A 12,390-nucleotide genomic window follows, 5' to 3' on the forward strand; every position below is an offset into this window, starting at 1 on the left:
CGGCCCCCTCGGGGGGCAGCGACCACACGCAGTGAGGGAGCGTGGGGGCCAGGCCGGCGCCGGGCCGCCCCAAGGCGGCCTGCGGCCCCCTCGGGGGGCAGCGACCACACGCAGTGRGGGAGCGTGGGGGCCAGGCCGGCGCCGGGCCGCCCCAAGGCGGCCTGCGGCCCCCTCGGGGGGCAGCGACCACACGCAGTGAGGGAGCGTGGGGGCCTACTAAAGCATGCCCTTGGCCTGCTTTAGGACGAAGTCGCAGGCCTTGCGCGTGACTTCCTGCTTCAGGCCGCCGCCGGTCAGGTCCATCTTCTTGCCGTCGGTGCCGGTCAGGATGCCTTGCGAGCCGTCGACGTAGCCCGGGTCCGAGGCCGGCTTGCCGCCCGGGATCTTGCCCATCAGCTGGTCCTTGATGCCGGAGGCGCCGTCGGCGCTCAGGTAGTTGTTCTTGAGGCAGTACTCGATCACGCCGGCCGCGTTGCCGATGCTGCCCGCGGACATCGAGCCGGTCGCGCCGCCCGCCAGGCCCTTGAGCATGTCGAGCGACTGGGCCTGCGCGAAGCCCGCGCTGCCGAGCAGCAGGGCGATCGCGCTGACGCGCATGAAACGTTGTCGGATGGGGTTCATGCCGGCTCCTTGTGCTTCGAGAATGGTTGGGGAAACCATAGCGCAAGCCCGCGGCCCCGCCGCGACGACATTGAAACAGTTGGTGGTCGCCGTGCTCAGGCGACCGTGACTCCGACCTTGCGCCCCGCCTCCACGATTTCTCCCCAGGTCGCGTCGTCGAGCCAGATGCCCTCGCGCTCGCGGGTCGCGCGGGCCTTGCGCTCGGGCTCGCCCGCGATCTGCACCGCGTCGAAGCCGGCACCCGGCGGGCTCTGGCGCAGCCAGTCGACGAAGGCCTTGGCTTCCTGTTCGAAGCTCGCCTGCGTGCCCAGCTTCGCCGGGTCGATCAGCACCACCAGCATGCCGTTGAGCACCGTGCGCGCCGTGTCGGCCGGCCGGTGCCAGGTGCCACCGCCGGTCAGCGCGCCGCCGAGCAGTTCGCAGGCCACGGCCATGCCGTAGCCCTTGTGCTCGCCGAAGGTCATCAGGGCGCCGAACAAGCCGTTGCTTTGCGGCACGACCACCACACCGGGGTCGTCGGTCGGTGCGCCGTGCTCGTCGATCAGGTGGCCCGGCGGCACGCGCTCGCCCTTGTTGTAGGCCACCCGCATCTTGCCCTGCGCCACGCGGCTGGTCGCGAAGTCGAGGATGAAAGGCTCGGCCCCGGCGAGCGGCACGCCGATGCAGCAGGGGTTGGTGCCGAAGCGGCCGTCGCCGCCGCCCCAGGGCGCGACCACGGGCCGCGACAGCACGTTGACGAAGTGCATCGCCACCAGCCCCTGGGCCACCGCCATCTCGGCGAAGTGGCCGATGCGGCCGAGGTGGTGCGCGCTGGCCAGCGACAGGATGCAGCTGCCGTGCTGCCGGGCCCGCGCGATGCCGAGCTCCATCGCCTGCACGCCGACGATCTGCCCGTAGCCGTGCTGGCCGTCGAGCGCCAGCATGGCGCCGGTGTCCAGGTTGATCTTGGCGGCCGCGTTCGGGACCAGCCCGCCTTCGGCCACTGCATCGACATAGCGCGGCAGCATGCCGACGCCATGCGAATCGTGGCCGCTCAGGTTGGCCAGCACCAGGTTGGCGGCGACCTGCGCGGCCTCGGCCGGCGTGCTGCCGGCCGCTTCGAGGATGCGGGCGACCTGGGTCCGCAGGAAGGCGGCTTGCAGTGTTTGCGACATGTGAATCAAACTCCCTTGGCGTTGACTGTGATGGCGTAGAGCGAACTGGTGGCGCAGATGAAGAGGCGATTGCGCTTCGGGCCGCCGAAGCAGACGTTGGCCACGCGCTCGGGCAGAAGGATCTTGCCGATCAGGCTGCCGTCGGGATCGTAGACATGCACGCCATCGGCGGCGCTGGTCCAGATGCGGCCCTGGGTGTCGAGCCGGAAGCCGTCGAACAGGCCGCGCGTGCATTCCGCGAACAGGCTGCCGTCGCCCAGCCGTCGGCCATCGCTCGAGACCGCGAAGCGGCGGATGTGGCGCGGCCCGTCGTCCGCATGGCTGGCGCCGGTGTCGGCGATGTAGAGCATCGATTCGTCGGGCGAGAAGGCCAGCCCGTTGGGCTTGACGAAATCGTCGGCGACGCGCTCGACCGCGCCGCTCGCGGGATCGATGCGGTAGACGTTGCAGGCGCCGATCTCGCTCTCGGCGCTCAAGCCTTCGTAGTCGGTCAGGATGCCGTAGCTCGGGTCGGTGAACCAGATGCCGCCGTCGGAGTGCACCACGACGTCGTTGGGCGAGTTCAGGCGCAAGCCCCGCCAGTGCGAGGCCAGCACCGTGAGGCTGCCGTCGTGCTCGGTGCGCGTCACGCGCCGTGTCAGGTGCTCGCAGGTCACGAGCCGCCCCTGGCGGTCGACCGTGTTGCCGTTCGAATTGTCGGCCGGTTCGCGGAACACCGCGACCGTGCCGTTGCGCTCGTCGAGCCGCAGCATGCGGTTGTTCGGGATGTCGGACCAGACCAGGGTGCGATGGGCGCCGAACCAGGCGGGCCCTTCGCACCACCGGGCGCCGGTCCAGAGCCGCTCGACCTTCTCGGGCCCGGGCACCAGGCGGTTGAAGCGCGGATCGAGTTTCTCGATGCCGGTGCCTTCGAGCGTGCCGAATGGCGCTTGATGGGATGAGGCCATCGCGCTACATCACCGCGCCGACTTGCCAGGGCACGAACTCGTTCTGTCCGTAGCCATGGCGTTCGCTCTTCGACGGTTCACCCGATGCGGTCGCCAGCACCAGCTCGAAGATGCGCTGGCCCATCTCCTGGATCGACACCGTGCCCTCGACGATCTCGCCGCAGTTGATGTCCATGTCCTCTTCCTGGCGCTGCCACAGCGCCGAGTTGGTGGCGAGCTTGAGCGACGGCGAGGGCGCGCAGCCGTAGGCCGAGCCGCGGCCGGTGGTGAAGCAGATGATGTTGGCGCCGCCCGCCACCTGGCCGGTGGCGCTGACCGGGTCGTAGCCCGGCGTGTCCATGTAGACGAAGCCGTGCGCGGTCACGGGCTCGGCGTATTCGTACACCGCCTCGAGGTTGCTGGTGCCGCCCTTGGCCACCGCGCCGAGCGATTTCTCGAGGATGGTCGTGAGCCCGCCGGCCTTGTTGCCGGGCGAGGGGTTGTTGTTCATCTCGCCCTCGTTGATGGCGGTGTAGTGCTCCCACCAGCGGATGCGCTCGACCAGCTTCTCGCCGACCTCGCGCCGCACGGCGCGGCGCGTCAGCAGGTGCTCGGCGCCGTAGACCTCGGGCGTCTCCGACAGGATCGCGGTGCCGCCGTGCGCCACCAGCAGGTCGACCGCGGCCCCCAGCGCCGGGTTGGCGCTGATGCCCGAATAGCCGTCCGAGCCGCCGCACTGCAGCCCGATCGTGATGTGCGAAGCGCTCAGCGGCTCGCGCTTCACGGCGTTGGCGCGCGGCAGCATCTCGTTGATGAGCGCCACGCCCTTCTCGACCGTCTTGCGCGTGCCGCCGGTGTCCTGGATGTTGAAGACGCGGAAGTTCTCGCCTTCGCTCAGGTGGCCGGTGGCCAGCCAGGCGTTGATCTGGTTGGCCTCGCAGCCGAGCCCGACCACCAGCACGGCCGCGAAATTGGGGTGCGTGGCATAGCCCGTGAGCGTGCGCTCGAGCAGCTGCAGCCCCAAGCCGCCGGTGTCCATGCCGCAGCCGGTGCCGTGGGTGAGCGCCACCACGCCGTCGACGTTCGGGTAGTCGGCCAGCGCCGCCGGGTTGGTCTTGCGCGAGAAGTGGTCGGCGATCGCACGGGCCGCGGTGGCCGAGCAGTTGACGCTGGTCAGCACGCCGATGTAGTTGCGGGTCGCGACCCGGCCGTCGGCGCGGCGGATGCCCATGAAGCTGGCCTCGCGCCGCGCCGGCTGCGGCTTGACGTCGGCGCCGAAGGCGTAGTCGCGCTCGAAGTGGCCCTTGTCGGGGCCCATGTCGAGGTTGTGCGTGTGCACGTGCTCGCCGGGCGCGATCGGCTTGCTCGCGAAGCCGATGATCTGGTTGTAGCGGCGCACCGGCTCGCCCTCGGCGATGGCGCGCACCGCGATCTTGTGGCCGGGCGGGATCAGGCCGCGCGCCGTCACGCCCTCGACCGGCGTGCCGCCGACCAGCTGGCCGCGCGCGATGACGACATCGTCGGCGGGATGGAGTCGAATGAAGGGGTTCATCGTGTGTGTCCTTTTCTTTGGCCGGCCGGGTGTCGATCAGAAGAACATTTTCGGCAGCCACAGTACCAGCGACGGCATGTAGGTGATGATGGCCAGGCTCAGCAGCAGCGGCACCAGCCAGGGCAGGATCGCCATGGTGGTGCGCTCGAAGCTCAGGCCCGCCACCCGTGCGAGCACGAACAGCACCATGCCCATCGGCGGATGCAGCAGGCCGATCATGAGGTTGAGCACCATCACCAGGCCGAAGTGGATCGGGTCGATGCCCAGGTGGGTGGCGATCGGCAGCAGGATCGGCACCAGGATCGTGATCGCCGCGGTGGGCTCCAGGAAGCAGCCGACGAACAGCATCAGCAGGTTGGCCAGCAGCAGGAAGACCCAGGCCTTGTCGGTGAAGCCCAGCACCCAGCTCGCGATCTCCGCGGTGACGCCGGTGGCGGTCAGCATCCAGCCGAAGATCGAGGCGGCGGCGACGATGAAGAGCACGGTCGAGGTGGTCTCGATGGTGTCGAGGCAGACCTTGACGAACATCTTCCAGGACAGCGTGCGGTACCAGGCGAAGCCGAGGATCATGGCCCAGACGCAGGCCGCGATCGCGCCCTCGGTGGGCGTGAAGAGCCCGGTGGTCATGCCGCCGATCAGCAGCACCGGCGTCATGATCGGCAGCAGCGCCTCGAAGCGGAAGATGCGGTCGAGCACGAACAGCGCGGCCAGCCCGGCGAAGACCGTGATCTGCGGCGGCGTGCCCAGCGAGCCGATCGCCACCCACATCAGCAGCGGCCAGCCGATCACGACGGCCAGCTCGCTGAGCGCCTTGAACAGCCGCGTGCTCGAGAACTTGACGTCGCCGCCCCACTTGTTCTTGTGGGCGTAGTAGGCCACCGTGAGCATCATGAGGATCGCCATCATCGCGCCCGGCAGGATGCCGGCCAGGAACAGCGCGCCGACCRACACGTTGGCCATCATTCCGTAGATCACGAAGGGCAGGCTGGGTGGAATGATCGGCCCGAGCGTGGCCGAGGCGGCCGTGACGCCGACCGCGAACTCGGTGTCGTAGCCGTGCTCCTTCATGGCCTTGATCTCGATGGTGCCGAGGCCGGCGGCATCGGCGATCGCGGTGCCGCTCATGCCGGCGAAGATCACCGAGCCCAGCACGTTGACGTGGCCCAGGCCGCCCTTGAGCCAGCCCACCAGCGCCAGCGCGAAGTTGTAGATGCGGGTCGTGATGCCGGCGTTGTTCATCAGGTTGCCGGCCAGGATGAAGAAGGGCACGGCCAGCAGCGGGAAGCTGTCGATGCCGCTGACCATGCGATGGATCACGACGAAGGGCGGCAGGCCGCCCGACATCAGGATGTAGGCCAGCGAGGCGCCGGCCATTGCGATCGCGACCGGGATGCCGCCGGCCATGAAGACCAGGAAGAAGATCTTGAGCATGGGGTCTCTTAGTCAGTTGAGGACAGAGCAAAACTGCTGCGCAGTTTCTTGGTCTGTCCCGCAAGGTCTCAATAAGTCGAGGACAGAACAAAAAATGCTGCGCAGTTTCTTGGTCTGTCCCGCAAGGTCTCAGTAGGTCGAGGACAGAGCAAAAACTGCTGCGCAGTTTCTTGGTCTGTCCCGCAAGGTCTTTAGTGGTCCGCCAGGGTGGATTCGGGGCGTTCCAGCACGCTGTAGCCGCGCCGCCAGTGGATGCGCGCCACCTGCACCGAGCGCCAGGCCATCGCGGCGAAGCCGAACAGGCAGAGGCCGTAGACGATGTTCATCGGCAGGTCGACGATGGTCATGCGCGTGCGGCCGCCGATCTTGAGCATCATCTGCACCGTCATCACCACCGCACCGGCGAAGAAGGCGATGCGGACCAGGTCGACCGCCTTCGACATCCACAGGCCCATCGCCCTGGGCATGTGGCGGTAGAAGAAGTCGACCTGGATCTGGTTGTTCTTCGAGACGCCGATCGCCGCGCCGATGAAGACCACGCCGATCAGCATGTAGCGCGCGACCTCCTCGGTCCAGGCGGCGGAGTCGTTCATCACGTAGCGCGTGACGAACTGGTAGAACACCGTGAGGCCGAGCAGCCAGAACAGCGCCAGCGCGATCCAGCCCTCGGCGATGGTGTCGGAGAGGTCGACCACTTCGTCCTCGGCATGGAAGTGGCCTTCGTCGTCGATGATCTTCTGCTCGGTCATCGGTGCGCCCTACTTGATCGCGAGGATGCGGTCGTAGTCCTGCTGGCGGTAGCCGTGGTCGGTCGGCTTGGTGTTCTTGAGCACCGCTTCGCGGAAGGCGTTCTTGTCGACCGTGATGACGTTGTTGCCCTTCTTCTTGAACTCGTCGGTGAGGCGGATCTCCGAGGCGATGATCTCCCGGCCGGTCTTCTCGGCGGCCTCCTGCATGACCTCGGTGAAGACCTTCTTCTCGTCGGCCGAGAGCTTCTCCCAGGTCTGGCCCGAGACCACCGTGAGCAGCGAGTCGATGATGTGGCCGGTCAGCGAGATGTTCTTCTGCACCTCGAAGAACTTCTTGGCCTCGATCGTGGGCAGCGGATTCTCTTGCGCATCGACGGTGCCGTTCTGCAGCGCCAGGTAGACCTCGGCGAAGGCGATCGGCGTCGCGTTGGCGCCCAGCGATTTCGGGAAGGCCAGGTAGGCCGGCGCGTCGGGCACGCGGATCTTCAGGCCCTTCATGTCTTCCGGCTTCGCCACCGGCTTGGCCGCGGTCGAGGTCACCTGGCGCGCGCCGTAGTAGTTGAGCGCCGTGATGTGGTTGCCGCTCTTGTCGTCGTAGCCCTTGGCGAGTTCCTTGAAGACATCGCTCTGCGCGTACTTCAGCAGGTGCTCGGAATCGCGGAAGATGAACGGGAAGTAGGTGACGGCGAGCGGCTTGTAGGTGTTGCCCGCGAAGCTCGCGCCGGTCAGGATGATGTCGACCGTGCCCAGGGTCAGGCCCTGGTTGATGTCCGATTCCTTGCCCAGGCTGGAGGCCGGGAAGACCTGGATCTCGTACTTGCCGCCGGTCCGCTTCTTGATCTCCTCGGCGGCCCAGACCGCGTACTTGTGGAAGGGCTCGGAGGTCTCGTAGACGTGGGCCCACTTGAGCTTGGTCTGGGCCTGGGCGAGGCCGAAGCCGCCGAGCGCGCCGGCCGCGATGGCGCAGGCAGCGAGGGTCTTGAGGGCGAGGCGTTTGCTGGTCATCGATTTGTCTCCGTTGTGGTGGGGAAGGAAGAGCCGACTTGGCTGGGATCAGGAGGCCTTCGCGCGGCGCCAGCTCGCGCTGAATCTCTGGTGCGACTTGTCCATGTGCGCGTGCATCGCGCTGCGGGCGGCGTCGGCGTCGCGGGCGGCGATGGCATCGCGGATGGCCTCGTGCTCGGCGATCGCGCTGCGCCAGGACTTCACGGTCTCGAAGTAGCCGCCGAGCCGCGTGAAGATCGGACCGTTGCGCGAATCCCAGAAGCCCTGCACGGTCTCCGACAGCACCACGTTGCCGCAGGCGTCGACGATCGCGAGGTGGAAGGCCCGGTCGCCCTCGAGCGGCATCACGTTGCGGTCGGCCATCTCGCGCATGGTCTCGATCGCGTGCGACATCGCATCGACGTCGCGGCGCTTGGCCGACGTGGCGGCCAATGCCGCGGTCTCGCCCTCGACCACGCGGCGCGCGCGGATCAGCTCGAGCGGGCCCCATTCGGCCGCCGCCACGGGCGCCGCGGTCCGGTGCGAGCGGTCGAGCACGTAGACGCCCGAACCGGTGCGTACCTCGACCCAGCCCTCGACCTCGAGCGCGATCAGGGCTTCGCGCACCGAAGGCCGGCTGACGCCGAGCGTCTTGGCGAGTTCGCGCTCGGCCGGCAGCCGCGCGCCGACCGCGAACTCGCCACGGGCGATCAGCGTGCGCAGCTGGTCGGCGATCTGCCGGTAGAGGCGCTGGGGCTCGACGGTTTGCAGCGGCACGTGGGGTTTCGAGGGGAGGGGTTTAAGGGTTGTCCTGAATTGGACAAGTGGTAAGGCCAATTCAGAATACGATCCGCACTGGAGCCGGGCCATCGGGCGAAACCCTGAAGCCGGCGCGGCCCCGCGGCATCACCATCGCTACCAGCTTCGAGAACAGGACATCCCATGAGACTCCAGGGCAAGACCGCGCTCGTCACCGCGGCCGGACAGGGCATCGGCCACGCCAGCGTGCTCGCACTCGCGGCCGAGGGCGCGCAGGTGTGGGCCACCGACGTCAACGAGAAACTGCTCGAGCGCTTTGCCGGCGTCGCCAACGTCAGGACCGCGAAGCTCGACGTGCTCGACAAGGCCGCCATCGCTGCGCTGGTGAAGACGCTGCCGACGCTCGACGTGCTCTTCAACTGCGCCGGCGTGGTGCACAACGGCAGCGTGCTCGACGCTGCCGACGCCGAGCTCGAGTTCGCCTTCAACCTCAATGTGCGGGCCCAGTTCTGGACCATCCAGGCGGTGCTGCCGGGCATGCTCGCGGCCGGCCGCGGCAGCATCATCAACATGGCGAGCGTCTGCTCCAGCATGAAGGGCCTGCCGAACCGCTTCGTCTACGGCACCACCAAGGCGGCGGTGCTCGGGCTCACCAAGAGCGTCGCCGCCGACTACGTCACCCAGGGCATCCGCTGCAATGCGGTCTGCCCCGGCACGGTCGACACGCCCTCGCTCGGCGACCGCATCAACGCCAATGCCGACCCCGAGGAGGCGCGCCGCGCCTTCATCGCGCGGCAGCCGATGGGCCGGCTCGCGCGGGCCGAGGAGATCGCCCCGGTGATCGTGTTCCTGGCCAGCGACGAGTCCGTCTTCGCGACCGGGCAGGCCTTCACGGTCGACGGCGGCATCATGATATGAACCAGCTCGACTTCAACGGCCGGCATGCGGTCGTCACCGGCGGCGCCACCGGCCTCGGCTTCGGCATCGCCAAGCGGCTGCTGGCCTCGGGCGGCAGCGTCACGGTGTGGGACCGCGACGCCGAGGCCGCCACCAAGGCGGCCTGGGCGCTCGGCGCCAAGGCCTGTGCGCTGACGGTCGACGTCACGCAGCAGCCCTCGGTGGCCAAGGCCGTGGCGGCCACGCTGGCGCAGGCCGGACGCATCGATGCGCTGGTCAACAGCGCCGGCATCACGGGGCCCAACACGCGGCTGTGGGACTACCCGGTCGACGCCTGGCGCCAGGTCATGGAGGTCAACCTCACGGGCCTCTTCATCTGCTGCCGCGAGGTCGTCGGCCAGATGCGCACCCAGGGCTGGGGCCGCATCGTCAAYATYGCSTCGGTKGCSGGCAAGGARGGCAATCCSAACGCCAGCGCCTACAGCGCGAGCAAGGCCGSSGTGATCGCSCTGACCAAGTCGCTCGGCAAGGAACTCGCCGACACCGGCATCCGCGTCAACTGCGTGACGCCGGCCGCGGTCAAGACCGCGATCTTCGACCAGATGACGCCCGATCACATCGCCTTCATGCTGTCCAAGATCCCGATGGGGCGTTTCGGCGCGGTGGAGGAAGTGGCCGCGATGGTGGCCTGGCTTTGCACCGAAGATTGCTCTTTTTCCACCGGCGCGACCTTCGACCTCTCGGGCGGTCGCTCCACTTACTGATTCCACAAGAAAGGACTTTCATGAAACTCGTTCGCTATGGCAACCCCGGAAAGGAGAAGCCCGGGCTCGTCGATGCCGAAGGCAAGCTGCGCGACCTGAGCGCGGTGGTCGGCGACATCGGCCCCGACCAGCTCGGCGATGCCGCGCTGGCCAAGCTGCGCAAGCTCAAGGTCGACAAGCTGCCGCTGGTGCGGGGCAAGCCGCGCTTCGGCTGTCCGGTGGCCAAGGTCGGCAAGTTCATCGCCATCGGCCTCAACTACGCCGACCATGCCGCGGAATCCGGCATGCCGATCCCGAAGGAGCCGGTGGTGTTCACCAAGGCCGTCAGCTGCATCCAGGGGCCGAACGACCCCGTGATGCTGCCCAAGGGCTCGGTCAAGGGCGACTGGGAGGTCGAGCTCGGCGTGGTGATCGGCACCCGCGCGCGCTGGGTCTCGCAGAAGGATGCGCTCGACTACGTCGCGGGCTTCTGCGTCATCAACGACGTCAGCGAACGCGAGTGGCAGCTCGAGCGCGGCCTGACCTGGGACAAGGGCAAGGGCTTCGACACCTTCGGCCCGATCGGACCCTGGCTGGTCACGCGCGACGAAGTGCCCAACCCGCAGAAGCTCGCGATGTGGCTCGACCTCAACGGCAAGCGGGTGCAGACCGGCAACACCAGGACGATGATCTTCAACGTCGCCAAGCTGGTGAGCTACGTCAGCCAGCTCAACACGCTGGAACCGGGCGACATCATCACCACCGGCACCCCACCGGGCGTCGGCATGGGCATGAAGCCGCAGCCGGTGTTCCTGAAGAAGGGTGACGTGATGACGCTCGGCATCGAAGGACTCGGCGAGCAGCGCCAGGAAGTGGTGCCCTTCAAGCTCTGAGGGCGCGCCTCGCAGGCCTCAGTCCACCTTGATCCCGGCCGCCTTGACCACCTGCTGGGCCTTGGCGGTCTCGTCGGCCAGGAACCTGTCGAACTCCGCCGAGGGCATCGTGAAAGGCTCGGCGCCGAGCTTGTCGAGCCGTTCCTTCAGATCGGGCGCCGCCATGATCTTCCCCACCTCGGCCTGCAGCCGGTCGACCACCGGCCGCGGCGTCTTGGCGGGCGCGAACAGGCCGACCCAGAACAGGTACTCGGAGCCCGGCACGCCGGCCTCGACCGTGGTCGGTACCTGCGGCATCACGGACGAGCGCTTGGCCGTTCCGACCGCCAGCGCCTTCAGGCGCCCGTCCTTGATCAGCGGCAGCGCCGACACCATCGGTGCGAAGAACCAGTCGACCCGTCCGCCCATCACTTCGGTCATGGCTTCGGGCGTGCCGCGGAAGGGCACGTGCTGGGCCTGCAGGCCGGCGGCGAGGCGGAACACCTCGGCGTTCATGTGGGTCGCCGAGCCGTTGCCCGCCGACGCGTAGTTGAAGCTGCCGGGCCTGGCCTTGACCTGCGCGACCAGGTCCTTCACGTCGGCGAAGCGGTTGGGAGGGGCGACCAGCACGTTGGGCAGGCTGGCCAGCGGCGTGACGCCGGCGAAGTCCTTCAGCGTGTCGTACGTGAGGCCCGGATAGATCGACGGGTTCACCAGGTGCCCCGCCGAATGGATCAGCAGCGTGTAGCCGTCGGGCGCCGCCTTGGCGACCTGGGCGGCGCCCAGCGTGCCGCCGGCGCCGGGCTTGTTGTCGATGATGACGCTGGTGCCGAGCGCGGGCCCGAGCCGCTCGGCCACCAGCCGGGCCACGATGTCGGTGCCGCTGCCGGCCGTGAACGGCACCACCATCCGGATCGTCTGGCCGCGCGGCCAGTCGCCCTGTGCCTGTACCGCCGGAAAGGCGCACAGGGCCATCGCGGCGGCCAGCCATTGGCGACGGCCGAAGAAGAATGTCGTCATGTTTTTGTCTCCGTAGGAATCGTGTGTGGAATGAAGAACGACGAATGCGGTGGGCGCCGGCTCAAGCCTGCGGCGGCGCGTTGGCCATGACCAGCGCCACCCGCACCGGGCGCTGGCTGCGGTTCAGCAGCTGCCGCTTCTCGCCCGGCGCGAAGCGGCAGCTGTCGTAGGGGCCGAGCTCCTGCTCTTCCTGGCGGCCATCGAGTTCGGAGACCACGGTCAGGCGCCCCTCGAGCACGAGGTAGAGCTTCTCGATCGGCGAGCCGTCGAGCGTGGTGTGGCCGCCCGGCAGGATCTGGCTCATGCCCATCCACATCTGCGTCGACGGCCCGGCCTCCTTGCCCTGCAGGCGCAGGCAGCGCATGTCGAAATGGTTCGGCGCCTCGTAGGCCGGCGCCTGGTCGAATCGGGTCAGGTGCATCGCGGCGTCTCCTCAGGGCCGCAGCACGACGCGGTCGGTGCTGCCCGACAGCACCAGCCGGTAGGCTTCGAGCGCCTGGTCGAGCGTGAAGGCGCGTGCCACCGGAAAGGGCTTCAGCGTGCCGCGCTCGAAGCCCTCGCGCATCGCATCGAGCTGGGCGGTGGCCGCGATGCAATCCATCGCCAGCGAATCGATGCCGACATAGGTGTGCATGCCGCGGTAGAAGGCGAAGATGTCGAAGGGCACCGCGCGGTCCTGGGT

General features: G+C 68.3%; 13 protein-coding genes and 1 pseudogene. 3 read left to right on the forward strand and 11 right to left on the reverse strand.

Going from position 1 to position 12,390, the window contains the following annotated elements; all coding sequences use genetic code 11:
• Positions 1-216: 216 nt before the first annotated feature.
• From AC1D2E_RS32165 to AC1D2E_RS32200, 8 genes are all read right to left on the reverse strand, one after another.
• Positions 217-621: a YjjA family protein gene (locus AC1D2E_RS32165; protein WP_478201156.1), complete on the reverse strand. Its 405-nt coding sequence runs from the start codon at positions 619-621 to the stop codon at positions 217-219.
• 95 nt (positions 622-716) lie between these two features.
• Complete coding sequence (locus AC1D2E_RS32170; RefSeq protein WP_478201157.1) at positions 717-1,775, reverse strand: malate/lactate/ureidoglycolate dehydrogenase; 1,059 nt, start codon at positions 1,773-1,775, stop codon at positions 717-719.
• Between the two features lie 5 nt (positions 1,776-1,780).
• The gene (locus tag AC1D2E_RS32175; protein ID WP_478201158.1) at positions 1,781-2,722 is read right to left on the reverse strand and encodes an SMP-30/gluconolactonase/LRE family protein; all 942 of its coding nucleotides are present in this window, start codon (positions 2,720-2,722) and stop codon (positions 1,781-1,783) included.
• Positions 2,723-2,726: 4 nt separating this feature from the next.
• Positions 2,727-4,253: a UxaA family hydrolase gene (locus AC1D2E_RS32180; RefSeq protein WP_478201159.1), complete on the reverse strand. Its 1,527-nt coding sequence runs from the start codon at positions 4,251-4,253 to the stop codon at positions 2,727-2,729.
• A gap of 36 nt (positions 4,254-4,289) precedes the next feature.
• Positions 4,290-5,684, reverse strand: a complete 1,395-nt coding sequence (locus tag AC1D2E_RS32185) for a TRAP transporter large permease (RefSeq protein WP_478201160.1) — start codon at positions 5,682-5,684, stop codon at positions 4,290-4,292.
• 191 nt (positions 5,685-5,875) lie between these two features.
• Complete coding sequence (locus AC1D2E_RS32190; RefSeq protein ID WP_478201161.1) at positions 5,876-6,433, reverse strand: TRAP transporter small permease; 558 nt, start codon at positions 6,431-6,433, stop codon at positions 5,876-5,878.
• Between the two features lie 9 nt (positions 6,434-6,442).
• Positions 6,443-7,438 (reverse strand): sialic acid TRAP transporter substrate-binding protein SiaP, encoded by a 996-nt coding sequence (locus AC1D2E_RS32195; protein ID WP_478201162.1) that lies wholly within the window; start codon positions 7,436-7,438, stop codon positions 6,443-6,445.
• Positions 7,439-7,486: 48 nt separating this feature from the next.
• Positions 7,487-8,194 carry a FadR/GntR family transcriptional regulator gene (locus AC1D2E_RS32200; protein ID WP_478201163.1) on the reverse strand — a complete coding sequence of 236 codons (708 nt, stop codon included), beginning with the start codon at positions 8,192-8,194 and terminating at the stop codon, positions 7,487-7,489.
• A gap of 165 nt (positions 8,195-8,359) precedes the next feature.
• Here AC1D2E_RS32200 and AC1D2E_RS32205 point away from each other — a divergent pair, with 165 nt between their 5' ends.
• From AC1D2E_RS32205 to AC1D2E_RS32215, 3 genes are read left to right on the forward strand one after another with little or no spacing between them, the layout of a single operon-like run.
• Positions 8,360-9,094: an SDR family oxidoreductase gene (locus tag AC1D2E_RS32205; RefSeq protein WP_478201164.1), complete on the forward strand. Its 735-nt coding sequence runs from the start codon at positions 8,360-8,362 to the stop codon at positions 9,092-9,094.
• On the forward strand, positions 9,091-9,837 hold the full coding sequence (locus AC1D2E_RS32210) for an SDR family NAD(P)-dependent oxidoreductase (protein ID WP_478201165.1): 747 nt from the start codon (positions 9,091-9,093) through the stop codon (positions 9,835-9,837). The genes AC1D2E_RS32205 and AC1D2E_RS32210 overlap by 4 nt, the downstream gene beginning before the upstream one ends.
• 20 nt (positions 9,838-9,857) lie before the next feature.
• The gene (locus AC1D2E_RS32215; protein ID WP_478201166.1) at positions 9,858-10,709 is read left to right on the forward strand and encodes a fumarylacetoacetate hydrolase family protein; all 852 of its coding nucleotides are present in this window, start codon (positions 9,858-9,860) and stop codon (positions 10,707-10,709) included.
• An 18-nt stretch (positions 10,710-10,727) separates the two neighbouring features.
• Here AC1D2E_RS32215 and AC1D2E_RS32220 read toward each other — a convergent pair whose 3' ends face one another.
• From AC1D2E_RS32220 to AC1D2E_RS32230, 3 genes and pseudogenes are all read right to left on the reverse strand, one after another.
• Positions 10,728-11,708: a Bug family tripartite tricarboxylate transporter substrate binding protein gene (locus AC1D2E_RS32220; RefSeq protein WP_478201167.1), complete on the reverse strand. Its 981-nt coding sequence runs from the start codon at positions 11,706-11,708 to the stop codon at positions 10,728-10,730.
• A gap of 61 nt (positions 11,709-11,769) precedes the next feature.
• Entirely contained in the window at positions 11,770-12,129 is a 360-nt protein-coding gene (locus AC1D2E_RS32225; protein WP_478201168.1) for a cupin domain-containing protein, read from the reverse strand.
• 12 nt (positions 12,130-12,141) lie between these two features.
• Positions 12,142-12,390 (reverse strand): annotated as a pseudogene (locus AC1D2E_RS32230) (zinc-binding alcohol dehydrogenase family protein); the annotation flags it as partial.

It is taken from the genome of Variovorax sp. P1_H2 (assembly GCF_056405295.1).

What these genes read in the sequence shown, in the direction of transcription:
- AC1D2E_RS32165 (WP_478201156.1), bottom strand. Translation starts at nt 621, where the DNA reads ATGAACCCCATCCGACAACGTTTCATGCGCGTCAGCGCGATCGCCCTG.
- AC1D2E_RS32170 (WP_478201157.1), bottom strand. Translation starts at nt 1,775, where the DNA reads ATGTCGCAAACACTGCAAGCCGCCTTCCTGCGGACCCAGGTCGCCCGC.
- AC1D2E_RS32175 (WP_478201158.1), bottom strand. Translation starts at nt 2,722, where the DNA reads ATGGCCTCATCCCATCAAGCGCCATTCGGCACGCTCGAAGGCACCGGC.
- AC1D2E_RS32180 (WP_478201159.1), bottom strand. Translation starts at nt 4,253, where the DNA reads ATGAACCCCTTCATTCGACTCCATCCCGCCGACGATGTCGTCATCGCG.
- AC1D2E_RS32190 (WP_478201161.1), bottom strand. Translation starts at nt 6,433, where the DNA reads ATGACCGAGCAGAAGATCATCGACGACGAAGGCCACTTCCATGCCGAG.
- AC1D2E_RS32195 (WP_478201162.1), bottom strand. Translation starts at nt 7,438, where the DNA reads ATGACCAGCAAACGCCTCGCCCTCAAGACCCTCGCTGCCTGCGCCATC.
- AC1D2E_RS32205 (WP_478201164.1), top strand. Translation starts at nt 8,360, where the DNA reads ATGAGACTCCAGGGCAAGACCGCGCTCGTCACCGCGGCCGGACAGGGC.
- AC1D2E_RS32215 (WP_478201166.1), top strand. Translation starts at nt 9,858, where the DNA reads ATGAAACTCGTTCGCTATGGCAACCCCGGAAAGGAGAAGCCCGGGCTC.
- AC1D2E_RS32220 (WP_478201167.1), bottom strand. Translation starts at nt 11,708, where the DNA reads ATGACGACATTCTTCTTCGGCCGTCGCCAATGGCTGGCCGCCGCGATG.
- AC1D2E_RS32225 (WP_478201168.1), bottom strand. Translation starts at nt 12,129, where the DNA reads ATGCACCTGACCCGATTCGACCAGGCGCCGGCCTACGAGGCGCCGAAC.